Consider the following 23,078-nt stretch of genomic DNA (forward strand, 5'->3'; position numbering starts at 1 on the left):
TGGCCGCTCAGGCCCGCGCCTCCGCCACGCCGGCGCTGTTGTGGCGTAGTGCCTTGAGCACCGTTTCGACGATATGCGGCGCGTTGAGCCGGGCTTCGTCGTACTGCTTTGCGGGATCGTTATGGTCCTGGAACATGTCGGGCAGGCGCATGGTGCGGACCTTGAGGCCGGCGTCGGTCAGCCCCTCGTCGCTGGCGAAGGTCAGGACGTGGGCGCCGAGGCCGCCGATGGCGGCTTCCTCGATCGTCACGACCACTTCGTGCGTACGCATGAGCTTCTCGATCAGCGCAGTGTCGAGCGGCTTGGCGAAGCGCATGTCGGCAACGGTGGTGGACAAGCCCTTGGCCTCGAGCTGATCGGCGGCCTTGAGCGCCTCGTGCAGACGCGTGCCGAGGCTGAGCAGCGCGATCTTGCTTCCTTCGCGGACAATGCGGCCCTTGCCGATCTCCAGCCTCTCCGGCGTCTCCGGCAGCGGCACGCCGACGCCCGCACCGCGCGGATAGCGAAAGGCGATGGGCCCCGCATCGTACTCGGCGGCGGTGTAGGTCATGTGGACCAGTTCGGCCTCGTCCGCCGCGGCCATGACGACGAAATTGGGCAGGCTGGCGAGATAGGTCACATCGAATGACCCGGCGTGCGTCGCCCCGTCCGCCCCGACCAGCCCTGCCCGGTCGATGGCGAAGCGCACCGGCAGATTCTGGATCGCGACGTCGTGGACGACCTGATCGTAGGCGCGCTGGAGGAAGGTCGAATAGATCGCCGCGAACGGCCGCATGCCCTGCGCGGCGAGTCCGGCGGCGAAGGTGACGCCGTGCTGCTCGGCAATGCCGACGTCGAACGCGCGCTCCGGATGCGCCTTGGCGAACCGGTCGACCCCGGTGCCGCTCGGCATGGCGGCGGTGATGGCGCAGATGCGCGGATCGGTTTCGGCGAGCTTCGCCAGCGTGTCGCCGAACACGTTCTGGTAATTCGGCGGACCGCCGCTCGACTTTTTCTGCTCGCCAGTGATGACGTCGAACTTGGCAACACCGTGGTACTTGTCGGCGCTGTCCTCGGCCGGGCCGTAGCCCTTGCCCTTCTTGGTCACGACGTGGACCAGGATCGGCCCCTGCTCGCTGTCGCGCACGTTCTCGAGGACGGGAATCAGGTGATCCAGGTCGTGCCCGTCGATCGGGCCGACGTAGTAGAAGCCGAGCTCCTCGAACAGCGTGCCGCCGGTGACCATGCCGCGGGTATATTCCTCGGCCTTCTCGAGCCCCGAGTGGACCCTGCGGCTGAGCTTCTTGGAAATGCGCGAGGCAAGGCTGCGCAGGCCGAGGTACTCGCTGGAAGAGACCATGCGCGCGAGATAGGCCGAGAGCCCGCCCACGGGCGGCGCGATCGACATGTCGTTGTCGTTGAGGATCACGATCAGCCGGTTGCCCGCCTGCTCGGCGTTGTTCATCGCCTCGTAGGCCATGCCCGCGCTCATCGCGCCGTCCCCGATTACCGCGATCGCCTTGCCCGGGCGGTCGTTCAGCTTGTTGGCCACGGCAAAGCCGAGACCGGCCGAGATCGAGGTCGAGGAATGGGCAGCGCCGAACGGATCGTATTCGCTCTCGCTGCGCTTGGTGAAGCCCGAGAGGCCGCCGCCCTGGCGCAGAGTGCGGATGCGGTCGCGCCGGCCGGTCAGGATCTTGTGCGGGTAGGCCTGGTGGCCGACATCCCAGATCAGCTTGTCGTCGGGCGTGTTGAAGACATAGTGAATCGCCACGGTCAGCTCGACCACGCCGAGGCCCGAGCCGAGATGCCCGCCGGTGCTGCCCACCGCGTCGATCATCTCCGTGCGCAGTTCGTCCGAGAGCTGGCGGAGCCGGCTCCTGTCGATTTGGCGGAGGTCCTGCGGCGTGGCGACGGTGTCGAGCAGAGGCGTGTCGGGGCGTTGACTCATGGCAAAGCTTTACACGGGCGAAGCGTGACTGTCGATGAACGCGTGGTGGGGGCCGGCGTCAGCCCGCGCAGGTCTCGCACAGGCCGCGCACCTCGATGATCGGGCGGCGCGTCTGGAAGCGGCTGGCCTTCGCCACGCCGCGCACGCCGCCGGAGACGGTGTCGTCGTCGACGTGGGTCGCTTCCCCGCATTCGTCGCAGACGAGGAAGATGCAGTCATGCTCGCACCCCGGATGGGTGTTGGCGAGATAGGCGTTGGCGCTTTCGACCCGCATGGCGAGATTGTTCGCCACGAACAGATCGAGGATGCGATAGACGCTGTTGGGCGCCACCCGCTTGCCGCGCGCCGCCGAGAGGTTGTCGGCTATATCGTAGGCGGAGGCGGGGCGTTCGTGGCGTGCGAGTTCCTCGAACACCGATTCGCGCATTCCGGTCCACTGCTCACCCGCTGCGACGAGCGCATCGCGTGCGGCGGCGACGAGGTCGCTACCGCTGTGTTCGTGGTGTGAATGGTTCTGCTTGGTCGCCATGCTCGGGATATAGCGATTGCACGGCCTGCGCGCCACTCCGTCGCGGCGAGAACACTTCCTGGGGATCGAACGCGGCGAGAGCTCCGACGCGTCAGTTCAGGACGGCGGCCTCGGCCTGCGGCAGGACAGCGCCGACGATGTCGGGGGATGCCTGCAAGGCGACGATCACGGCGCCCGCGGCGAAGCCGATGGCGAAATTGCGGAAGAGATCGGTCTTGAACAGGTTCATCGGCTTCGTCTTTTTCAGCGGTAGGTCTTGCTGCGCGGTTTAGCAGGCCGCGCTTGCGGCTGACTGAACATGGTGTTCGGGATCGGTTTACGAAAGGGGCGGCCGCGGTGGGCCGCGCCAACTTTGCGTTTACAGCCTAGTGGCGAAAGTGTCGCATTCCGGTAAAGACCATCGCCAGGCCCGCCTTGTCGGCTGCGGCGATCACTTCCTCGTCGCGGATAGAGCCGCCGGGCTGTATCACCGCCGTTGCGCCGGCTTCGGCCGCGGCAAGGAGACCGTCGGCGAAAGGGAAGAAGGCGTCGGAGGCAACCGCGCTGCCCACCGTGCGCGGTGTGGCCCAGCCGTAGGTCTCCGCCGCCTCGATCGCCTTGGCAGCCGCGATGCGGCTCGAATCGCGGCGGTTCATCTGGCCCGCACCGATGCCCGCCGTCGCGCCGTCCTTGGCATAGACGATCGCGTTCGACTTGACGTGCCGCGCCACCGTCCAGGCGAACAGGCAATCCTTGAGTTCCTGTTCGCTCGGCTCGCGCTCGGTGACGACCTTGAGGTCGGCCAGCGCGATCGCCCCGTTGTCGCGGCTCTGTACCAGCAGCCCGCCGGTGATCGGCTTGACCGACAGACCGCCGCGGCGCGGATCGGGCAGTTCGCCGGTGACGAGCAGGCGCAGGTTCTTCTTCTTCGCGAAGACGGCGCGCGCCTCCTCGCTCACCGAGGGCGCGATCACGACTTCGGTGAAGATTGCACAGATCGCCTCCGCGGTCGGGCCGTCGAGCTCCCTATTCACGCAGACAATCCCCCCGAAGGCCGAGACGCTGTCGCAGGCGAGCGCCTCGTTCCACGCATCCAGCAGCGAGCCGCGCTGGGCGACGCCGCAGGGGTTCGCGTGCTTGGCGATCACCACGGCGGGATCACCGCCCGCAAACTCGGCGCAGAGCTCGAGCGCGGCGTCGGCGTCGTTGTAGTTGTTGTAGCTGAGCTCCTTGCCCTGGAGCTGCTCGGCCTGCGCGATGCCGCGCGCGTGCGGACCGACGGGCGTATAGAGCGCGGCCTTCTGGTGCGGGTTCTCGCCATAGCGCAGTTCGGTCACGCGGCGGCCGTTGACCGCCAGCATCTCGGGAAAGGTTTCTCCCTGATCGGCGAAGGCGAACCACTGGCTGATCATCGAATCGTAGGCAGCGGTCGCGGCGAAGGCCTTGGCCGCCATCTTGCGGCGGAATTCGAGCGACGTGCCGCCGTCGTGCGCGGCGAGTTCGTCCAGCAGGTCGTCGTAGTCGGCCGGATCGGTGACGATGGTGACGAACTGGTGGTTCTTCGCGGCGGAGCGGACCATGCTGGGCCCGCCGATATCGATGTTCTCGATGATCTCCTCGCGCTCGGCGCCGCGCGCGACGGTCGCCTCGAACGGATAGAGATTGACCACGACGAGGTCGATCGCGCCGATCTCGTGCGTTTCCATCGCCGCAGCATGTTCGGGGTTGTCGCGCACCGCAAGCAGGCCGCCGTGGACCATCGGGTGCAGCGTCTTGACCCGCCCGTCCATCATCTCGGGAAAGCCAGTGAGGTCGGAGACGTCGCGAACGGTCAATCCGGCCTCGCGCAGAGTGCGCGCAGTGCCACCGGTGGAGACCAATTCGACGCCGCCCTTGGCCAGCTTCGCGCCCAGATCCACCAAACCGTTCTTGTCGGACACCGAAAGCAGTGCCCGCTTGATCGTCACGTCGCTCACTTGAATTCTATCCCATCTTCTTGAGCAGCCAGGAGAAACTTCCCCCGCTGCGCGACGTCATCCCTTGAATGACCAGTTGTTCGATCGGGTGGGGCTTGCCCAGTCCGTCGATCCACAGACTTTCCTCGATCGCCAGGTCGCCCGCCCCGTCGCCCTGCGGCAGGCGGAACTGCCAATAGCTGCCGTCGGGCAGCGCGAGACCGACTCCCTTGCCGTCTTCCGACAGGCGCGCCTCGATCCCGGGGCCGAGGTGGAAGCGAATCGCGAAGGCGATCTTGCCGCGCTTGCCATTCTTGCCCGCGGGCAGCAACACGTCCTCGCCCCGCAGCTCGTGGCCGTTGTCGCGCAGGATCAGTATGCGGCGGTGCAGGAGACCGTAGCGGGGGGCGTAACCATCGTGGCTCGCCTCGATCCGTGTCGCGCTGCCGCCGTTGAGGTCGAGCGTGCGGCGGTCGACCTCGACTTCGTTGACCCCGCTGCCGAGTTTGCCGCCGAGCAGCACGGCGGTCGAGTTCGCCTCGTCGAGCACCAGGGTCGAGTGCGCGGCGGTTGCGCGCAGGCCCTGCTCGATCCGCACCGGCACCTGCCCGCCGGCAAAGGCTGCACCGCCGCAGTTGACGATAAGGCGCTGTCCGTCGACCGAGAACTCGAACGCCAGCGTCGAGGCGCAGCCGGCACGGGCGTGACGCGGCAGTGCCGGGGGCGCGGTGTCGACGATCAGGACCGACTTGTGCGCGGCGACCCGCTGATAGCCCCACTGGCGCGGTTCCTTGAGCGGCCGCGTGCGCACGCGGCTCGCCTCGACCAGGGCAGCCACGCGATCGGCGCCGACTGCGCCCGCGCCCTGCCAGTTGCCGAGCCCGCCGTCGCCGTGCAGCAGCGAGAGCAGCGGCGGCACGAGCAGTTGCAGCATCGTCTCGAGCACTTGCGGGGGATTGCGCTTCACCGCCTCGTAGCAGGCGCGCAGGTCCACCAGCGCGGCGATCGCGTCCATCTGCGCCAGCGGGCTGCGCGAGAGGACGCCGCCATCCTCCGCCACCAGTTCGCCGAGCGCGCGCGCCAGTCCGGCTTCGGCATAGAGCCGGCGTGGCTTGCCGTCGGGCATCAACAGCCCGGCAGCGGCGAGCGCGGTCCAGCCGGCCACGGCGCCGGGCCCGTCCTCCGCCTTGCCGACTTTGCGGTCCAGCCAGCGCGCGGTCTCCGCGATCGCCGCGAGCGTCTGCCCGCGAAGCTGCGTCCCTTCGCCGGACAGGATCAGCGGCGCGAAGACGAGCCAGTTGCGCAGGCGGTTGCCGACGTGCTCGACCTGCCAAGCCGCTCCCTTGCCGGGCGCGGGGTTGGCTTCAAGCCAGGCGCGCAGCAGGCGCTCCGCCGTGGCGAGGCATTGTTCGCGCGGCGCGCTGGCGGCGAGATCGCGCAGCCAGCCGAAGCCGTGCACGGTCCGCTCGAACGGCGGCGTCAGCCGTGCGACCGAATCGAATTCCATCTGCGCGATCGGCGCCTTGACCCCGTAGATCAGGAAATGCCCGGCGCGCAGCGCGACGCCGGCTGCGCGGTCGCCTACGTATGGGCTCTCGACCGTACCGAGCAGGCGCGGCCTGGCCGGCTTGGCAAAGGGCGCGGTAAGCGTCGATCCCGAGATGCCCATGCTGTATGCGAGACGGATCAGCCGCTCGCCCGCTCCGAGCCGGGGCGGCGCGAGATCGGAAAGGGCCAGCGAGCGGCTGGGTTCGAGCACTTCGCGCCTGTCTCTCTCGTGCCTGGTCTTCTCGCGCCGGACCAGGTCGTCGCCCGTATCCGCGTGCAGCGGCAGAGCGGGCTCCGCCCAGTCGCGGTCGTCGGCATCGCGGGCGCCTCTATCGGCGAGCGGCGCCACGCGGTCCATCAGCCTTCCCCCCTCAGGGCGGCGATATTCGCGGCATAGCGCCCCGGCCCGCCCTTGAACGTGGCGGAGCCGGCGACGAGCACGTCGGCCCCGGCGGCGACGCAAAGCCGCGCGGTCTCCTCGTTGACGCCGCCGTCGACCTCGAGCCGGATGTCGCGCCCGCTCGCCTCGATCATGCGGCGGATCGCCTCGGTCTTGCGCAACTGGCTGTCGATGAAGCTCTGCCCGCCGAAACCGGGATTGACGCTCATCACCAGCACGAGGTCGGCGAGGTCGAGCAGATATTCGAGCGCCTCGGGCGGGGTGCCGGGATTGAGCACGACGCCGGCCTTCTTGCCCAGCGCCCGGATCGCCTGCAGCGTACGGTGCACGTGCGGGCCGGCCTCGGGATGAACGGTGATGATATCGGCCCCGGCGTCAGCGAACGCCTCCAGATAGGCGTCGACCGGGCTGATCATCAGATGGACATCGAAGGGCTTGTCGGTATGCGGGCGCAGCGCCTTCACCACCGCCGGGCCGATGGTAATGTTGGGCACGTAGTGCCCGTCCATCACATCGATATGAATCCAGTCCGCCCCGGCTGCGTCGATCGCGCGCACTTCCTCACCCAGACGAGCGAAGTCGGCGGACAGGATGGAGGGAGAAATAAGCGGCGCGGCCATGGTCGATCGCATTGCAAACGGCGGGAAACTCCGCCTAGATCGCGAGTGGAATCACGACAAGCGCACACCGCCACCTTTTCCACATAGTGTGCACCAGGCGAGTCGTTCCGACGATGAATGGTTGTCCGGCGGCGAATTCAGCACCAATTAAGGCCGCCCGCCGCAGATGCAGGGCCAAGACAGGGGGCCGGCCATCGCCGTACCCCGGCGGCATGGATTGCCGCTCGACCTCCCCTCCCAGCAACGATGGACCGCACCAGACGATGACTCTCAGGAAAACCCTCGGAATTGCCGCCGGCGCGATGCTCACGGCCGGCCTGCTGGCGACCGCGCCGGCGCAGGCCTATCAGCAGAAGATCTCCAACGACCTCGGCCGGTGCAGCGCCGGCAGCGGTCCGGCCGTCAAGGTGACGGTCAGGGGCGTGAAAGCCTCCCGCGGCACGATCCGCGTGCAGACCTATCGCGGCACCAGTTCCGAATGGCTCAAGAAGGGCAAGTGGCTCCACCGCGTGGAAGCCCCGGCGCAGCGCGGCACGATGACGTTCTGCCTGCCCGTGCCCGCCGCGGGCACGTATGCCGTGGCAGTGCGCCACGACCTCAACGGCAACGGCGACACCGACCTGCGCGAAGATGGCGGCGGCATGTCGAACGACCCGAGCATCAACATCTTCAACCTCGGCAAGCCGAGCTACACGAAGACGGCATTCCCGGTCGGCGACGATGTGAAGTCGATCACGATCAACATGAAATACTGGGGCTGACGCCGCACGGCGCGTCGAGCAGCGCCCGCCATTCGGGCGAGTTGTCACCGCCGCGCGTGGCCCGGTCGATCCGCGACAGGAATTCCGTTGCCGACGGGCCTGCGTGGGCCGGGCCCGCGCCGGCAAAGAGGATGCGCCGCACGAGGCGACACTCGGCGCCGGTGATGCGGGGCGTGCCCGGCCGCGCGCTAACCCGCGTCGGTCCCGTGCCGGTCAGCACCGCCGCCTCGATCGCTTCCAGTGCGTAACGGCGTAGCGCCTCGGGCACCCGTTCCGCGCGCTCGATAACGCGCACGAGCAGTTCGAGTTCGGCCATCGTCGCCATGCCGCCCAGAGCGTCGAGCGCATCGGTCAGCCAGCTCGCGGTGTCCTCGCTGCAATGGTCGCGCGCGCCGCTGCCGTCGAGCAGATAGGCGCTCAGCGCCTCCACGAAGAAGTCGGTCCACGCGCCGCTCGGCCGCGACAGGGTGCGGTTGAGCGCGAGGATTTCCTCGGCTTCCTCGCGGCCGATCCGGCCCGCGTCCCATTCGAGCTGTCGCAGCGCAAGCAAGTGCGGAGCGGAGATCTCGCCGTCCGCCGCAGTGGCGTGTGCGATATCGGCGAACTGGATGGTCATGGCCTCGCCCTCCTGCCGGTTCAGTGGCGAGTTTCCGGCTCCAATGGTTAAGAGCGGGTTACGATCCGGCTCGGCCTGCCGCTCATCTGCGGCGTAGTGCCGCAACGCACGCCGCGCGGTCGACGTCGAGCCCATCGGAGGAACGCCGGGCGTCGACATAGGTCGCCGTCGGTTCGGCATCGGGCCGCGGCGGGTAGAGATAGATGTCGAGCACGCACGCCTCACCGCTGTACTGCAGTTTGCGCGCGTCGCCTTCCCGCACGTCCAGCCGCGCGGTGCCGAAAGTGCGCTGAAGCGCCTCCGCATCGGCGCCGATCACACCTTCCAGCCCGGGCATGTTCATCACACGCGGCACGCGGAAATCCGCGGCGCGCTGGGGCGGCGCAGGCCGTGTGGGTGGCGGAGCCGAGGGGTGCGCGGACGGCGGCGCGGCGCCTCCCGGCGCAGGGGCTGCGGGAATGGCGGAGACGCACGCGCCGAGCAGCGGCAGCAGTGCGAGAGCGAGTATTCTATGCTGCAATGGACCCTTCCTTGCGGCGATGGACGAGATGGACGGCCGCGGCCGCGCCGATCACCGGCGCGAGCAGATTGACGAACGGAACGGCGAGCAGGCCCGCGACCACGCCGCCGAGCAGGAACCGTTCGGCGCCTCCGATCGGCGGCGCGCTTCCGTGCGCGTGGCGATGCCGCGCCCAGGCGAGATCCTGCAGTTCGCGCCCCAGAAGCCAGGCATTGACCGCCCAGAACAGAACAGCGGGGCCGATTGCGGTAAACAACAGCGGGATGGCGACTACCAGCGCCACGAGATTGGCGAGCACGGCGCGCAGCGTGGCCCGCGCGCCCATCCCCAGCTCCTCGCGCCAGTTCGGATCGCGGGCGCTCGCACGCGCCTGCGGATAGTGTTTCAGTTCCACCGCCTGGACCACGTCGTCGGCGAAGAACTGCAGCACCGCCAGTGCGACGATGCGGAACAGCAGCCAGCCTCCGACCAGCATCAGGACTAGCCCTATCAGTGCGCCGATCTCGTCGCTGCCGGCGATTTCCCACCGCGCGAGCAGCGCTTCGATCCCGGTCGCCGCGCCGATCCCCAGCGCAAGGAAGATCGCCAGCGTCACCGCGACCGACTTCGCCAGCACGCGCAGGATAGCGGGATCGGTCAACTGACCGGCCGCGCGGCCCAGGGCTGAGGGAAGCGAAAGCATCGCGCGAGGAATGGGCCGGGCCGACCGGCCAAGTCAATCGCAAAGCCTTGGCGCGCGGGCTGCCAGCGGCTAGGCGCGGCGCTTTCCCGGACAATCAGGATTCGCCGTGACTCAGAATACGCCCGAACCGCGCTACGACGTAATCGCCATCGGCAATGCCATTGTCGATGTCATGGCTCCATGCAGCGAGGAGCTGATCGACGAGCTCGGGCTCAGCAAGGGCGGCATGACCCTGGTCGACACCGCCCGCGCGCAGGAGCTCTACGATGCGATGGGGCCGGCGCGGGAAATCTCGGGCGGATCGGCGGCCAATACGCTCGCGGGCCTGTCCGCGCTCGGCGCCCAGTGTGCCTTTATCGGCCAGGTTGCGGACGATCAGCTCGGCGAGGTCTTCGCGCACGACATCCGCGCAGTCGGGATCGATTTCGACACGCCGCCGCGCCGGGGCGATCCGCCCACGGCGCGCTGCCTGATCTTCGTCACGCCCGACGCGCAGCGCACGATGAACACCTTCCTCGGTGCAAGCCAGTACCTGCCGCCGGCCACGCTCGATGCCGAAGCCGTCGCAGCGGCGAAGATCCTCTACCTCGAAGGCTACCTGTGGGATCCGGAGGAGCCGCGCGCGGCGATGCGCCGTGCGATCGAGGCGGCCCGCGCCGCCGGGCGCAAGGTCGCCTTCACGCTGTCCGAAGTCTTCGTCATCGAGCGCCACGGCGACGATTTCCGTGCGCTGATCGACGACGGGCTGATCGACATCCTGTTCGCCAACCACCTCGAACTCGCCGCACTGACCGGCGAGAACGAGCTGGAGGCGGGCCTGGCCGCGCTCAAGGACAAAGTGCCGACCTTGGTCGTCACATGCAGCGCGGACGGTGCGACCGCCCTTTCGGGCGGCGAGCGGGCACGCGTTTCCGCGGAGCCGATCGACCAGGTGGTCGATACGACCGGCGCGGGCGATCTCTTCGCCGCGGGCTTCCTCTATGGCCACGTGAACGGCGAACCGCTCGCGACCTGCCTGCGCCGGGGCGCGATCGCCGCGGCCGAAGTGATCAGCCACTACGGCGCGCGGCCGGAGGCGGACCTGCAGAAGCTGATGGACGAACGGCTGACCGGCTGACCCCAGGCGCTGCCCCGGCTTCCCTTCCGGATCAGTGCACGAAGCGCGCGACCACATCGCGGTAGCTGCGGCTGACCTTCACTTCCGCGCCGCTGTCGAGCACCAGGAAGCACTCGCCGTTGGTGTGCGGCCGCACCTGACGGACCTGGTCGAGATTGACGATGGTCGAGCGGTGTACGCGCTGGAACTTGCGCGGGTCGAGCCGGCGTTCGAGATCCTTCATCGTCTCGCGCAGGATCAGCGAGTTGTCGCCGGTGTAGATGCACATGTAGTCGCCCGCGGCCTCGATATGCTCGATCGACCCGACTTCGACGCGGAAGATCTGCCCGCGATCCTTGATGTTGATCAGCTTCTCGAACCGGTCGCTCGACTCGCTCTCGCTTTCGGCGAATTCCTCGGCCGCATCGGGCGCCACTTCGCTCAACACGTTGAGCAGCTTTTCCGCATCTTCGGCGGAGCGCTTCTCCGCCAGGCGCTGGCGCACGCGCTCGATCGTGTCGGCGAGCTTGTCCGGGTCGACCGGCTTCATCAGGTAATTGACCGCATTCGCCTCGAACGCGCGGATGGCGTGTTCCTGGAACGCGGTGACGAAGACGAACAACGGCGGCTCGATCTCCATCACGCCCTTGACCACCGAAAACCCGTCGAAGCCCGGCATCTGGATATCGAGGAAGACCAGATCGGGTTTCTCGGTCTTGATCTTGCGGATCGCCTCGCGCCCGTTGGCGCAAGTCTCGATCACTTCGACGTCCTCGAAGGCTTCGAGGCGGACCTGGAGGCCCTGAATGGCGAGTTTCTCGTCGTCGACGATGATGGTGCGGATGGTCATGCTTGGGTTCCGATTGGCCGCTTGGCGATCTGCGCGGCAGGAGAGGGAGAGGGAGAGGGAGAATTCCCGGAAATACGCGGTTGGGGCTCGGCAGGTTCCTCCGCCCCGGCGGAATCGTGCGGGATCTCGATCATTACGGTGAAGCCGCCTTCGGGCGGCGTGCGGATTTCGAACAGGTGGTCGTCGCCATAGGCCTGTGCAAGCCGGTTCCTGATATTGGGGAGGCCGACCCCGGTCGAAACCGCCTGACCCTCGCCCGTTATTGCAAGAGGGAGGCTGGGGCGCATCTGGCTGGCTTGCAAGCCCGGCCCGGTGTCGGAAACGGTGACGCGCAGACGGTTTCCGACGAGTCGAGCCGCAACGCTGATTCGCGCGCCTTCCTCTTGTGCCGAGACCGCGTACTTGATCGCGTTCTCGACCAGCGGCTGGAGCAGCATCGAAGGCAGGCGGGCGTGCGCCGCAGCGGGTTCGATGCTGAATTCGGTCCGCAGCCGCTCTTCGAAACGCATACGCTCGATCCCGAGATAGAGCTTGAGCGTTTCGATCTCCTGCGCCAGCGTCACCTTGCCGCCGGGCTGGCTGATCAGCGTGTGCCGCAGGAACGACGACAGCCGGGTCAGCATCGCATTGGCCGGCTCGGTCTGCTTGAGCAGCACCAATGTGCTGATCGAATTGAGCGTATTGAACAGGAAGTGCGGATTGAGCTGGTAGCGCAGCATGGCGAGCTGCGCGCTCGTCGCCTGCGCCTCGAGCCGTTCGAGCCGGTCGGTCTGCTCCTCGACCTGGAGGAAGTAATTGATCGCGTAATAGAGCGCCGACCAGGTGCCCAGCAGCGTGAAAGGCAACATCGAGATGCCGACGAGGATCGCAGCGAAGCTGGATTCGCTCTGCGGGCGGTAGAGCATGAAGACCCAGCCATCGATCGCCGCATATATGCCCACCGCGATGGCGAGCACGATCGCCGTGACGCCCCAGGTTACCAGGGGGCGGCGGTTGATCAGCTTGCGATATACGACCGAAAGGATGAGGCTGATCGAGAAACCGGTGACGATTTCGATTGCCAGCGGGACCATGAAATCGAGCGACTGGCCGTTCGCGATCGCCGTCACGGCGCGCAGCAGCATGGCCCCGCCCCAGCCGGCGAATTGCAGGTTCCAGAAGGCACGGTTCTTGTTGGCGAAGAACGGCGCAGGTTTCGAAGGCAGCACGGCCATGAGGGTGCCTTTAGCCGATTTCCGCCACATTCGTCAGATTGTTTTGCGTGCGCGGCGCGGCGCGCTAGGATGCCCGCAGAGGGAGAGCCGGTGATGAACGCTACCGATCACACGCTTCACAGCGCTGCAGAGCGCGCGAAGTTCCGTGAGATGAAGGAGGGCACGGCGCAGGACTGGGCGATCATCGGCGGCGAGTACCGCCAGTTCGCCAAAGGCCTGCCCGACCGCGTGCTCGAGCACCTGCGATTGCTCGACGGCGATTTCGGCGGCTTTCCGGTTTGCCGGCTCGAGCACTCGCTGCAGACTGCTACACGCGCCCACCGCGACGGGCGCGACGAACAGTACGTCGTCATGGCGCTGCTGCACGACATCGGCGACACGCTGGGGAGCTACAACCATCCCGAAGTTGCCGCTTCGATCATCAAGCCTTTCGTGCGTGAGGAACTGCACTGGATTTGCCAGCACCACGGGCATTTCCAGGGCTATTACTACTTCCACTACCTCGGCATGGACAAGGATGCGCGCGAAGCGTTTCGCGGAAGCGAGCACTTCGACGCCTGCGCGGAATTCTGCGAGAAGTACGACCAGGCCGCGTTCGATCCCGACTACGAGAGCGAGCCGCTGGCGTTCTTCGAGCCGATGGTGCGGCGGGTGATGGCGCGGCCGCTGGCGAGCCTCTACCAGCTCGACGAGCAGACCGAAGCCGCCGAATAACGGCGGCCCCGGCTACCCGCCTATTCGGCAACCTCCCGCACGAAATGGCGCGACCAGTCGGCGCGGCCATCCGGCGCGCGCACGGCCTGCACCAGCGCGATTTCCGCTTCGACCGTCTCGGCGCGCTCGTCCCATCCCTCGTGCGTGCGCTTGCGGAACAGACCGCCGCCGTGGTTGGGGCCCCAGCGGCGCATGAAGCGCAGCGCGGCCGCGGGGTCGTAGCCGGCATTGGCCAGCAGCCACGGCATCATGCGGTCGGCCTCGCGCTCGGTCGCGCGCACGTTCTTCCACTTGCGCCCGTGCGTGTCGAGCCAGACGCGGTGCCGCAGGAGATTGTGCGCGAACTCGTGCGCAATGGCCGCGGCGAATTCGTCTTCGGGATAGGAGAGACCGACGAACTTGCGCCCGATCACGACTCGCTTACCCTCAGCCGCTGCGCCGTCGCCGCCGATGATTTCGAAGCGACCGGGGCAGGCGGGCACTCCCTTGAGCGCGATCTCGCCCCGGTCGGAGAGCGTGACGAGCACCTTGCCGTCGGCCGCAAGCGAGGAGTCGATCGCATCGTGCAGGCGCGTAAGGCGCCGCCAGTCCTCCTCCTCGGCCGCAGGTAGAGCAGCGACAACCGTGCCATCGATCGCCGCGATCTCATCGTTCGCACGCAGGCCCGCCGCTTCTGCAGGCGAGCCGGGCGCGACGGCCTGGACGGCGATCGGGCCGGCAATGCCGGCCGCCTTGCGCATCGTTTCCGGCTCGGCGTAGCCGGCCATGTCCTGCAACAGCAGGCCGATGGCGGGCCGCGCATCGCTGCAATAGGCGGCATTCCCGGTGGCAAGCCGCCATCCGACCGCGAGCAGCCGCGCATCGCTTTGCTGGAGCGTCGCAAGCGCTGCTACCGCCGATTCCTCGCGGGGTCCGGCCAGCGCCGGTTGTGCCAGCGCCAGCAGCAGCGCGAGCGCCGGCGCCGCGCGGATCACGAACCGCGCGCTGCGGCCACCGCGTCCTGCAGCGCGTCGTAACCGATCGCCCCCTGGAGCACGCGGCCCCCGATCACCCAGCTCGGCGTGCCCGAGAAGCCGAGCTTCTCGGCCAGCCCCATGTTCTTCGCCAGTTCACGCGAGGCTTCGTCCGAAGCGGCAAAGCGCCGCGCCGTGTCCATGTCGAGCTCGACGGCCTGGGCCGCCTTCTCGATGCTTGCCGCGCTGGGCGGGCCGAGCACGAACATCGCGTCGTGGAACGCCTCGTACTTGCCCTGCCGGGCGGCGGCGAGCGCCATGCGCGCGGCTTCCTCGCTGCCCTGGAAGATCGGCCATTCACGAATGACAACCCGAAGATCGGGATTCTGCTCGATAAGGCGCGCGACTTCGGGCTGGCTCATCTTGCAGTACGTGCAGCCGTAGTCGGTGAATTCGACCAGCGTCACCGCCCCGTCGGGGTTGCCCAGCACCGCGCCGGGGAACGGCACCTGGACCTCGTCCGCGACTTGCGCGAGCCGCTCCTCCGCCTGCTTCGCCTGATAGCGGTCGGCCATTTCGGGGAGCAGTTCGGGATTGTCGAGCAGATAGGCCCGCGTGTGCTTGTCGCCGAGCCCGCTAAGCGACCACACGGCAGCGCCTGCGAAGCCGAACACGAGCGCGAGAAGCGCAACGAGAAGATAATGGCGTATTGTCATGGGCTGCGGGCGCTACCGGCGCTCTCGCTCGCGTTCAAGCGCGGCACGCGCCTGAAGCGCGATATCCTGCGCGCGGATCCAGTCGGGCGTTCCCTCAGGCAGCCCGGCCTCCGCCGCCTGCGCGCTGCGGATCGCCTGCGCGTATTGCCGGTTCATCACTTGCTGCTCCGCACTCGCGAGGCGCGCGCGCGGCATGTCACCCCGCGCGGCGTAGACGACGCCGAGCTGATACCAGGCGAACGGATTGAGCCGATCGCGCCCGACTGCCGCTCGCAGCACGCGCTCGGCTTCCTCGAAATGCGCCGGATCCTCGGTGGCGATCAGCGCATGGCCGAACATCGAGGCGATCAGCGGCTGATTGCGGGTGAGCTCGGTCGCGCGCCGCAGCGGCTCGATCGCCGCCTCAGGCTTCCCGGACTCCAGCAGCACCTGCCCCTTGAGCTCGAGGAAGTAGGGATCGTTCGGCGCGAGCTCGAGCAGGGCGTCGGTCTCCGCCAGCGCCTTGTCCATCTGCGCGTCCTTGTGCCAGGCGTAGGCCCGGGCGTAGCGGGCGGGAATGCCGCTCATCGTCTCGGGATAGGCCTGCAGAGTGCGCTGGGGCGTCTTCTGGTAGCCGAACAGCTTGGCCTTCACCCGTTCGAAGCGCTGCTGCAGCCCGGCATCGTCGGGCGCGTCCCATGCAGGGTCCTTCGTGTAGACCTCGCGCAGACGCGCCATGCGATCGCCCGAGAGCGGGTGCGTGCGGCTGAAGGCGGCTTCGTCGTCCTGGCTGTAACCGTAGCGGAACTCCTGGTTCTGCAGCTTGCCGAAGAAGGCGAGCGAGCCGCGCCCGGAGATGCCGGCCTTGGAAAGATACTCCGCACCGGCAGCGTCGGCCGAGGATTCCTGCACTCGGCTGAAGGCGAGGTACTTACCGAGCGCCGCGCGCTGCCCGGCCATGATCACGCCCATCGCCGCATCGCCCGCGCCGGCGAGCGCCGCACCGACCCCGAGCAGCAGCGAAAGGAGGGAGATATTGGTTGCCGCGCCCGCCCCTTCCGAGTGGCGGATGATGTGCCCCCCGGTAATATGGCCGAGTTCGTGAGCGATCACGCCCTGGACCTCGTTGGCGGTCTCCGCTGCGTCGATCAGGCCGGTGTGGATGTAGACCGCCTGACCGCCGGCGACGAAGGCGTTGATCGAGGGATCGTTGATCAGCACGATCTCGACGTTGCCGGGCTGAAGGCCGGCCGCCTCGACCAGGGGCGCGGCCATGTCGTTGAGCAGCGCCTCGGTCTCGGCATCGCGCAGGATCGACTGCGCCGCCGCGGGCTGCGCCATCAGCGAAAGAACCGCGATCAGCGCGAGGAATCGGGCGAGGAACCGCATTGGCCCCTTGCTAGCGGCTCGGCGGCTGAACCGCCAATGAAGATCGCGCGTGCGCCGCTCAGGAGGTTACGTGCGCCTGCTCGACCGTTTCCACGATCCGTGCCGCATCACCCTGCGGCCTGAGCCCGGCCGCGCGCAGAAATTCCTGGCCGATGGCGTAGCTCTCGCCCAGCCACAACGGAACGCCCGCCGCCTCGATCGCCGCCTTGCCGGCGAGTTCCTCGGGCGAGAGCGGCTCGTCCGTCGCGGTGCGGATGAACACTGCGGCGATCCGGCCGAGGTTGTTGTTCACCACGTCGGCATAGGCGGGCAGGTCGCCCTGCGTGTCGTCGCCGATCAGCGCGAAGCGGATGTCGGGGTACATTGCCATGACCGTGTCGATCGCCGCGCGCTTGTGCTCGCCGTGGCTCGCGCTGCCCAGCGTCGCGCGGTCGAACCCCCAGTCGCGCAGCAGCAGCGGCCCGAGCGGGAGCTTGCGGCCCCGCAGGAAGACGACGAGGTACGAGAACAGGTTCCACGGGCTCGACGAGACGTAGAAGAATGGCCGGTGTGTGGCCGGGATAGCGTCACCCGCGCCGCCCTTGCCGGGTAGCACCGCCCCGCCGCCGAGCGCGCCGTAGAATGCGTCCACCCCGGGCACCGCGATCCGCTCGTCCGGCAGTTCGGCCAGCACGCGGCGCCAGTTGCGCATCAATTGCCGGAAACCGCCGGTAATCCCCGTCTCGACGATCGTGTCGTCGATGTCGGAGATCACCGCCAGGAGCGTCGCGCTGCCCGGCACGAGCACGTGCCCTTCGACGCATTGCGGCCCCTCACGGTTCAGCCAATGCAGGCACGCGATCTCCCACGCCGGGTCGCGCGGCAGCGGCCAGCCTTCGCCGAGTTCGATCTCGAAACGGACGAAGCCTTCCTGGTCCGTAGTCGCAAAATGGTCGAAGGTTTCGCCCTCGGGCGACTTCAGTTCGAGCCGCACCTCGAACCCGGCCGCCTCGCGCGAGGCGAACTGCGCAAGCATCGTGCGCATGGCCTGGAGCCGTCCGCCATTCTCGAAACCCGGCTTGCCGGACCGCAGCGCCCGCGCCGCGATCACCAGGCGATCGGCGCTCCGGTAGCCGAAGTAAGGCTGCAAGCGAACGGGCTGGCCGGAGAAGAAATCCATGGCCTGCGAAGGGGTAGCGCTCGCAGGCGGTCGAAGATAGTCCGCGCGGCTATCAGGCGACCAGCTTGCGCCCCACCCGCTCGATCAGGGCCGGATCGTCGGAGACTTCGCCGATCACCGCGACGTCGCCATCCACCCGGCGGATCACGACGAGGCCGAACTCGGCGCCGTCCGGCGCAATCGCCTCGAAGCCGCGCGGCTCGATCGCGCGCAGCTTGCTGGCGAGGCGGGTGCGCGGCGTGTCTGTGCGGTCCGTCTTGCCGCTTTCCTCGCGGCGCAGCTTGCGCTCGGCCTTGACCACGCCCTTGAGGCCACCCTCGGCCGCTCCGAGGAAGCCGGCAAGCGTCCCGCGCGCGAGACCGAGCCGATGAGCATGACCGAGAACCGCGGCATATTCGGTGAGGCGCGTCTTGTCGTAATCGGCGCCGAAGACGAGCTTGACGACCGGCGTCATCGGCGCACGTTCCTGCACCTTCAGACCGTTCTGCGCCACGAGCGCCTCGAACTCGCCTGGCGCGGCTTCGGCCGCGAGGCTGAAATCGTAGGCCCGCCCGACCGCGTCGTAGAGAGCGCCCCGGCTGCGGTCTTCGCAGCTCAGCGCCGCCTGAACGCAGGCACGCGCCGCCGCGAGACTGGCGACGAGCCCCTCTTCGGCAGGATCGTCGCCATGCGGCGCCGGGAGCGGTTCGTCATCGGACGCGAGCGGAATTGCATAGGGCTTTTTCGGCGCCGACTGGCGCGCGATCATCGCGGCCATGCGCCAGGTACCTTGCCCCTCGCCGGCATCGTCGCGCTCGATCTCACCGAAGGCGGGCGCGGGATAATCACTGGCGGGAGCATCGGCAGCGGCAGGTGCGCGCAGCGTCGCGATACCCTCGACCGGGCCATCCGCCCAGTCGGTCACCGGGTCGGGATCGCGCGGCCCCTCGTCCGCGGACTCGTCCGTATCGAGCGCCTGATCGATCTCCAGCATGAGCTCGTCGGTGGTGTGCTGGTCGGCGATCTCCTTCCAGTTGATCACGCCGTAGATGAAGTCGATCGTGTCGTCGTCGCTCGAGAACGGCAGGAGAATGCCGCGGTAGAGGATCGTCGCCCCGCGCTGGTTCACGAACTCGGCTTCGAAGCCGATCGGCGCCTGATTGGCGAGGATCTGCATGTAGTGGTCGGTGATGCGGCTCAGCAAAGAGCGCGCAGGCACGTCGGTAAGCGCGCCGATCTCGCCGTCGGCGCCGCATTCGGCCGCAAGTTCCGCGCCGAGATATTGCACGGCCGGGTTCTCGATCCCGGCGGTGAAGTCGAGCAGGACGCTGTAGGGGCCGAAATCGGGCAGCGCGGCAGGACTCAGGTCCTCGATCGAGGGGAAGTTGCGGTCCGCCAGCAAGCCCGCCCAGTGGTTGTAGGCGCGCACTTGCATGCGGCGCTCGTCGCTCCCGATCATGGCGGGCGGCGGCTCGTGCGTGCCTTCGTCCCCGATATCGCCGGGATCGCGATCGCCTTCGCCGTAGTCCGGCGAATCGAAAGTGCCGCGCAGTGTATCCATCGCCTCGTCGAAGCCCCCGATGCTTATCCGGGGACCGTTCTGGCGCGACGTGGTAAAGTTACGGTTAAGTCGCGCCGGCTGGAGGCGCGAGTGCGTCGGACAGGCCGCGGTCGGTCTCGCACAGTCGATCCCAGACGCGGAAGTAGAGGCCGTAATTGCACGCGTAGTTCTCGTGATGGCGCTGGTGGTGGCTGGCAGTGATCAGCCAGCCGCCGAGCCGCGATCGGAGGAGGGCGCGGGGAAACATCTCCCATCCCATGTGATTGGTCACACCCATCACGGTCATGATCGCCAGCACCAGCCCTAGCACGGCGACGTGGATCGGGATCAGGAACACCAGCGCGGGGATCACCACCGCGCCGGTCAGCGCTTCGATCGGATGGAAGCTCATCGCCGCCCAGGCCGTGGGCGGGCGGCTGGAATGGTGGACGGCGTGGGCGATGCGGAACAGTCGCGGCCGGTGCATCCACCGATGCGTCCAGTAGAACCAGGTGTCGTGCGCGAAAAGATAAAGGACCAGCGACAGCGGCAGATACCAGAGCGGATAGATGCTCCACTCGGTGTAAATCAGCGTCCAACCGCGCGCCTGCCAGCCCCAGGCGACTACCCCCGCAGGAATGCCGTAGATAGCGGCGGAAAGCAGCGACCAGCCGATCTCGCGCCGGATCTGCGGACCGAGGCGGACATAGAGCCCTGGTCGCACGCGCGCGGTCGCGAGCGCGAACAGCCCGCTCGCCGCGAGGTATCGCAAGGCCACGATCGCGGTCATCGCCAGTGCGGAGAGGATAACGGCGAGCGTCATAGCGCTGATATTATGCCGCAACGGGATGCGGCGTGACAGAGCGCAGGTAGTGCCTTGCTGCCATTCGCTATGATTTCTATACGATCTATATACGAATCATATGGAGAACCCGCATGGGTATCGTCAGCATCGAGGACGAACTGCACGAACAGGTGCGGCGGGCGAGCAAGGTGTCGTTCCGCTCGATCAACGCGCAGGCGGCCTACTGGATCAAGATCGGCATGCTGTGCGAAACCAATCCGGCGCTTAGCTTCATGGAGATCATCGAGCGCGAGCGCAGCTCCGCAGGCGTCTCGGCGCGGCCCCTGGCCGAGGCACGGCATGACGAAGCGGCCTGAGGAGCTGGCGCTGCTGGCCGAATCCGGCCGGCTTCTCGCATCGGTGTTCGAAATGCTGGACCGGATGCCGCTCGTCGGCATGTCGACTCTCGAGATAGACGAAATGGTCGAGCGCTTCATCGTCGACGATCTCGATGCGCGGCCCGCAAGCAAGGGCCAGTACGGGTACGGCTTCGTGCTGAATTCCTCGGTGAACCAGGTGGTCTGTCACGGAGTCCCGTCGGCCGAGGAGGTGCTGCGGGACGGCGATATCGTCAATCTCGACATCACGCTCGAGAAGAACGGTTATATCGCGGATTCAAGCAAGACCTACCTCATTGGCGAGGTCGAGCCCGCAGCGACGCGGCTGGTCCGGACCACCTACGAAGCCATGTGGATGGGAATCCGGGCCGTCAGACCCGGCGCGCGGCTCGGCGACATCGGCTTCGCGATCGAGCGGCATGCCAAGCGCCACGGCTATTCGGTCGTGCGCGAGTATTGCGGCCATGGCATTGGCCGCGAGATGCACGAGGAGCCGCAGATCCTGCACTTCGGCAAGCCGGGAACCGGGTTGGTCCTGCGCGAAGGCATGGTCTTCACGATCGAGCCGATGCTCAACCGCGGGCGCCGAGGCGTGCGGACAGAGAAGGACGGGTGGACCGTGGTGACCCGGGACGGCTCGCTGTCGGCGCAGTTCGAACACACGGTCGCAGTGACGGCGTCGGGTGTCTCGGTGCTGACCCTGCGCCCTGACGAACGCAGCATGATCGAGAAGATGACGCTCGTTGCCTGAGGCGCCGGCTCAGGCCACTTCGCGGGCGATATATTCGGGGTAGAAGCTCGGGGCGCGGTCCGACCAGCCGGGCGCGGTCGCGGCGGCCTCGCTCAGCGACTGGAGCAGGACCTTGCGGCGCCCGGGTTCGATCTGCGGCAGAGCGCTCGCGGCGCAGAAGGCGCTCGGCAGCCACGGCCGTGCCTCGGCACCGAGCAACCGCTCGTAGAGGAAGCGGAAGGCGGAGAAGCTCTCGATCCGCTCCTGCGCGAGATCGAAAGCCGCCACCCGCACGAGCTTGCCAATGAAACCTTCGATTCCGTCACGCGCCGTGCCGGCCGGGATCGACGCCCGCAGCGCCTTGAGATCCTGATAGGCGACGTACTGGCTACGGATCGCAGCGTTCTCCCCGGCATCGCGCGCCCAGAGCTTGAAGGCGTCCCGCCGGCCGAGCCCGATATCGAGGCTGCGCCGGATATAGCGCTGCTCGGCGGCCGTGAAACTCGCGAACTCGCGCATCTCGGCGATCGTCAGCGATGCGGTACCGGTCTTGGCCATGGGCGGGTTCCCTGTTGCAGGGCCGACCATCGCCGGAGATGGTTAAATTCGCGTTAGCCGCTGCCGAGCGGGATTCAGATCAGCCCCGCGAGGGGGCTCGACGGGTCGGCATACTTGCGGATCGCCATGCGTCCCGAGAGGTAGGCGCCGCGTCCCGCTTCGACCGCCAGCTTCATGGCCCGGGCCATACGAATCGGGTCCTTCGCCTCGGCAATGGCGGTGTTCATCAGCACGCCGTCGCAGCCGAGTTCCATCGCGACCGCGGCATCGCTCGCCGTACCCACTCCAGCGTCGACCAGCACCGGCACGCTCGCGCCCTCCACGATCAGGCGGATCGTCACGCGGTTCTGGATGCCGAGGCCCGAGCCGATCGGCGCGCCTAGGGGCATGACCGCGACGGCCCCCGCATCCTCAAGCTGCTTGGCCGCGATCGGATCGTCGACGCAGTAGACCATCGGCAGGAATCCTTCGCTCGCCAGCGTCTCGGTCGCGCGCAGCGTCTCGCGCATGTCGGGGTAGAGCGTGCGTGCCTCGCCCAGCACTTCCAGTTTGACCAGATCCCAGCCCCCGGCCTCGCGCGCCAGGCGCAGGGTGCGGATCGCTTCCTCGGCGGTGAAGCAGCCCGCGGTGTTGGGCAGGTAGGTAACTTTCTTCGGATCGATGAAGTCGGTCAGCATCGGCGCTTTGGGGTCGCTGACGTTCACGCGGCGGACCGCGACGGTGACGATCTCCGCGCCCGACGCTTCGAGCGCAGCGGCGTTCTGCGCGAAGTCCTTGTACTTGCCGGTGCCGACGATCAGCCGCGAGCGGAACGTGCGCCCGGCGACCGTCCAGGTGTCGTCGCTACCCGCCGCATGGTCGCCGCCGCCGACGAAGTGCACGATTTCGAGCACGTCGCCGTCAGCCAATGCCGTGTCCGCAAGCGTCGAGCGCGGGACGATCTCGCCGTTCCGTTCCACCGCCACTTTCTCGGGCGTGAGGTCGAGCTCGCGCACCAGCGCGGCGATGGTCGGAGCGGAAGAACGGCGGGTCTCGCCGTTGACGGTCAGGGTAAGGGGGGCTGCCATGCCCCGCGAGATAGCGCTCAATGCGCGTGGCGCAAGTTGAGGAAGTGTCCGATCGACACGAGCGAGACGCCGATCACCGTCAGCACCACCTCGCCCCCGCCGTGCGGCATGGCCAGCGCGCCACCCATGAAGCTGAGGCCGGTCATCGCCGTCACGAATGGCGCGGCGCGGCGGTGCGTCAGTGCGCCCCAACCGATCGCGACCGCGGCGATCACGAGCGCTATCGCCAATCCCACGCGGTGAAAGGCCGGCGCAAGCAGGAACTCGCCGCCGATCCCGAGCGCCGAGACGATAACGATCGAAGCCAGGCAATGCAGCAGGCACAGCCCGGAAAGAACGACGCCTGCACGGTCGAGCCGCATGCGAATCGAGGAGAGCGGATTACTCATTGGTGAGGTCCATGTATGTGACA

General features: G+C 67.7%; 25 protein-coding genes. 5 read left to right on the top strand and 20 right to left on the bottom strand.

What is annotated here, in order from left to right:
• Nucleotides 1-7 precede the first annotated feature (7 nt).
• The 6 genes from dxs to rpe form a co-directional block, all read right to left on the bottom strand.
• Complete coding sequence (dxs, locus tag D2V04_RS16675) at nt 8-1,930, bottom strand: 1-deoxy-D-xylulose-5-phosphate synthase (RefSeq protein WP_119514816.1); 1,923 nt, start codon at nt 1,928-1,930, stop codon at nt 8-10.
• A 58-nt stretch (nt 1,931-1,988) separates the two neighbouring features.
• Nucleotides 1,989-2,459 carry a Fur family transcriptional regulator gene (locus D2V04_RS16680; RefSeq protein WP_119514817.1) on the bottom strand — a complete coding sequence of 157 codons (471 nt, stop codon included), beginning with the start codon at nt 2,457-2,459 and terminating at the stop codon, nt 1,989-1,991.
• Nucleotides 2,460-2,550: 91 nt separating this feature from the next.
• Nucleotides 2,551-2,688: a hypothetical protein gene (locus D2V04_RS18040; RefSeq protein ID WP_182849800.1), complete on the bottom strand. Its 138-nt coding sequence runs from the start codon at nt 2,686-2,688 to the stop codon at nt 2,551-2,553.
• Between the two features lie 136 nt (nt 2,689-2,824).
• Nucleotides 2,825-4,414, bottom strand: a complete 1,590-nt coding sequence (gene purH / locus D2V04_RS16685) for a bifunctional phosphoribosylaminoimidazolecarboxamide formyltransferase/IMP cyclohydrolase (RefSeq protein WP_119514818.1) — start codon at nt 4,412-4,414, stop codon at nt 2,825-2,827.
• Between the two features lie 7 nt (nt 4,415-4,421).
• Nucleotides 4,422-6,299, bottom strand: a complete 1,878-nt coding sequence (locus D2V04_RS16690; RefSeq protein WP_119514819.1) for a heparinase II/III family protein — start codon at nt 6,297-6,299, stop codon at nt 4,422-4,424.
• On the bottom strand, nt 6,299-6,961 hold the full coding sequence (gene rpe, locus D2V04_RS16695) for a ribulose-phosphate 3-epimerase (RefSeq protein WP_119514820.1): 663 nt from the start codon (nt 6,959-6,961) through the stop codon (nt 6,299-6,301). The genes D2V04_RS16690 and rpe overlap by 1 nt, the downstream gene beginning before the upstream one ends.
• A 263-nt stretch (nt 6,962-7,224) precedes the next feature.
• Here rpe and D2V04_RS16700 point away from each other — a divergent pair, with 263 nt between their 5' ends.
• The gene (locus D2V04_RS16700) at nt 7,225-7,722 is read left to right on the top strand and encodes a DUF2141 domain-containing protein (protein ID WP_119514934.1); all 498 of its coding nucleotides are present in this window, start codon (nt 7,225-7,227) and stop codon (nt 7,720-7,722) included.
• On the opposite strand, the gene D2V04_RS16705 is transcribed toward D2V04_RS16700, so the two are convergent.
• The 3 genes from D2V04_RS16705 to D2V04_RS16715 form a co-directional block, all read right to left on the bottom strand.
• Entirely contained in the window at nt 7,700-8,338 is a 639-nt protein-coding gene (locus D2V04_RS16705; RefSeq protein ID WP_119514821.1) for a hypothetical protein, read from the bottom strand. The two genes, D2V04_RS16700 and D2V04_RS16705, sit on opposite strands and share 23 nt — an antisense overlap.
• 82 nt (nt 8,339-8,420) lie before the next feature.
• Complete coding sequence (locus D2V04_RS16710; RefSeq protein WP_228766499.1) at nt 8,421-8,858, bottom strand: hypothetical protein; 438 nt, start codon at nt 8,856-8,858, stop codon at nt 8,421-8,423.
• A complete protein-coding gene (locus tag D2V04_RS16715) occupies nt 8,848-9,540 on the bottom strand; it encodes an EI24 domain-containing protein (RefSeq protein ID WP_119514823.1) in 693 nt (230 codons plus the stop codon). The genes D2V04_RS16710 and D2V04_RS16715 overlap by 11 nt, the downstream gene beginning before the upstream one ends.
• A gap of 172 nt (nt 9,541-9,712) precedes the next feature.
• Between D2V04_RS16715 and D2V04_RS16720 the strand changes: the two genes are divergently transcribed.
• The gene (locus D2V04_RS16720) at nt 9,713-10,657 is read left to right on the top strand and encodes an adenosine kinase (RefSeq protein WP_119514935.1); all 945 of its coding nucleotides are present in this window, start codon (nt 9,713-9,715) and stop codon (nt 10,655-10,657) included.
• Between the two features lie 31 nt (nt 10,658-10,688).
• On the opposite strand, the gene D2V04_RS16725 is transcribed toward D2V04_RS16720, so the two are convergent.
• On the bottom strand, nt 10,689-11,486 hold the full coding sequence (locus tag D2V04_RS16725) for a LytR/AlgR family response regulator transcription factor (protein ID WP_119514824.1): 798 nt from the start codon (nt 11,484-11,486) through the stop codon (nt 10,689-10,691).
• Complete coding sequence (locus D2V04_RS16730) at nt 11,483-12,700, bottom strand: sensor histidine kinase (RefSeq protein ID WP_119514825.1); 1,218 nt, start codon at nt 12,698-12,700, stop codon at nt 11,483-11,485. The genes D2V04_RS16725 and D2V04_RS16730 overlap by 4 nt, the downstream gene beginning before the upstream one ends.
• A 93-nt stretch (nt 12,701-12,793) precedes the next feature.
• Here D2V04_RS16730 and D2V04_RS16735 point away from each other — a divergent pair, with 93 nt between their 5' ends.
• The gene (locus D2V04_RS16735; RefSeq protein ID WP_119514936.1) at nt 12,794-13,414 is read left to right on the top strand and encodes an HD domain-containing protein; all 621 of its coding nucleotides are present in this window, start codon (nt 12,794-12,796) and stop codon (nt 13,412-13,414) included.
• A gap of 20 nt (nt 13,415-13,434) precedes the next feature.
• On the opposite strand, the gene D2V04_RS16740 is transcribed toward D2V04_RS16735, so the two are convergent.
• The 6 genes from D2V04_RS16740 to D2V04_RS16765 form a co-directional block, all read right to left on the bottom strand.
• Nucleotides 13,435-14,388, bottom strand: coding sequence for a PDZ domain-containing protein (locus D2V04_RS16740; protein ID WP_119514826.1), 954 nt, complete (start codon nt 14,386-14,388; stop codon nt 13,435-13,437).
• Nucleotides 14,385-15,083, bottom strand: a complete 699-nt coding sequence (locus D2V04_RS16745) for a DsbA family protein (protein WP_119514827.1) — start codon at nt 15,081-15,083, stop codon at nt 14,385-14,387. The genes D2V04_RS16740 and D2V04_RS16745 overlap by 4 nt, the downstream gene beginning before the upstream one ends.
• Nucleotides 15,084-15,095: 12 nt before the next feature.
• A complete protein-coding gene (locus tag D2V04_RS16750; protein WP_119514828.1) occupies nt 15,096-16,451 on the bottom strand; it encodes a M48 family metalloprotease in 1,356 nt (451 codons plus the stop codon).
• 58 nt (nt 16,452-16,509) lie between these two features.
• A complete protein-coding gene (locus D2V04_RS16755; protein WP_119514829.1) occupies nt 16,510-17,610 on the bottom strand; it encodes a phosphatase domain-containing protein in 1,101 nt (366 codons plus the stop codon).
• 52 nt (nt 17,611-17,662) lie between these two features.
• Entirely contained in the window at nt 17,663-19,150 is a 1,488-nt protein-coding gene (locus D2V04_RS16760) for a PAS domain-containing protein (protein WP_119514830.1), read from the bottom strand.
• 64 nt (nt 19,151-19,214) lie between these two features.
• Nucleotides 19,215-19,952, bottom strand: coding sequence for a sterol desaturase family protein (locus D2V04_RS16765; protein ID WP_119514831.1), 738 nt, complete (start codon nt 19,950-19,952; stop codon nt 19,215-19,217).
• 113 nt (nt 19,953-20,065) lie between these two features.
• Between D2V04_RS16765 and D2V04_RS16770 the strand changes: the two genes are divergently transcribed.
• Both D2V04_RS16770 and map read left to right on the top strand, forming a co-directional pair.
• Complete coding sequence (locus tag D2V04_RS16770; RefSeq protein WP_119514832.1) at nt 20,066-20,290, top strand: ParD-like family protein; 225 nt, start codon at nt 20,066-20,068, stop codon at nt 20,288-20,290.
• The gene (gene map, locus D2V04_RS16775; protein ID WP_119514833.1) at nt 20,274-21,062 is read left to right on the top strand and encodes a type I methionyl aminopeptidase; all 789 of its coding nucleotides are present in this window, start codon (nt 20,274-20,276) and stop codon (nt 21,060-21,062) included. Before D2V04_RS16770 ends, map begins: the two co-directional genes overlap by 17 nt.
• A gap of 9 nt (nt 21,063-21,071) precedes the next feature.
• Here map and D2V04_RS16780 read toward each other — a convergent pair whose 3' ends face one another.
• The 3 genes from D2V04_RS16780 to D2V04_RS16790 all read right to left on the bottom strand — a co-directional run bounded on the left by D2V04_RS16780 (nt 21,072) and on the right by D2V04_RS16790 (nt 23,055).
• Nucleotides 21,072-21,599: a hypothetical protein gene (locus D2V04_RS16780; RefSeq protein ID WP_119514937.1), complete on the bottom strand. Its 528-nt coding sequence runs from the start codon at nt 21,597-21,599 to the stop codon at nt 21,072-21,074.
• A gap of 74 nt (nt 21,600-21,673) precedes the next feature.
• The gene (gene thiS / locus D2V04_RS16785; protein WP_119514834.1) at nt 21,674-22,666 is read right to left on the bottom strand and encodes a sulfur carrier protein ThiS; all 993 of its coding nucleotides are present in this window, start codon (nt 22,664-22,666) and stop codon (nt 21,674-21,676) included.
• A gap of 17 nt (nt 22,667-22,683) precedes the next feature.
• Nucleotides 22,684-23,055 carry a MerC domain-containing protein gene (locus tag D2V04_RS16790; RefSeq protein ID WP_119514835.1) on the bottom strand — a complete coding sequence of 124 codons (372 nt, stop codon included), beginning with the start codon at nt 23,053-23,055 and terminating at the stop codon, nt 22,684-22,686.
• Nucleotides 23,056-23,078 lie beyond the last annotated feature (23 nt).

This window comes from Pelagerythrobacter aerophilus (assembly GCF_003581645.1).
In the GTDB taxonomy this organism is placed as follows: domain Bacteria; phylum Pseudomonadota; class Alphaproteobacteria; order Sphingomonadales; family Sphingomonadaceae; genus Pelagerythrobacter; species Pelagerythrobacter aerophilus.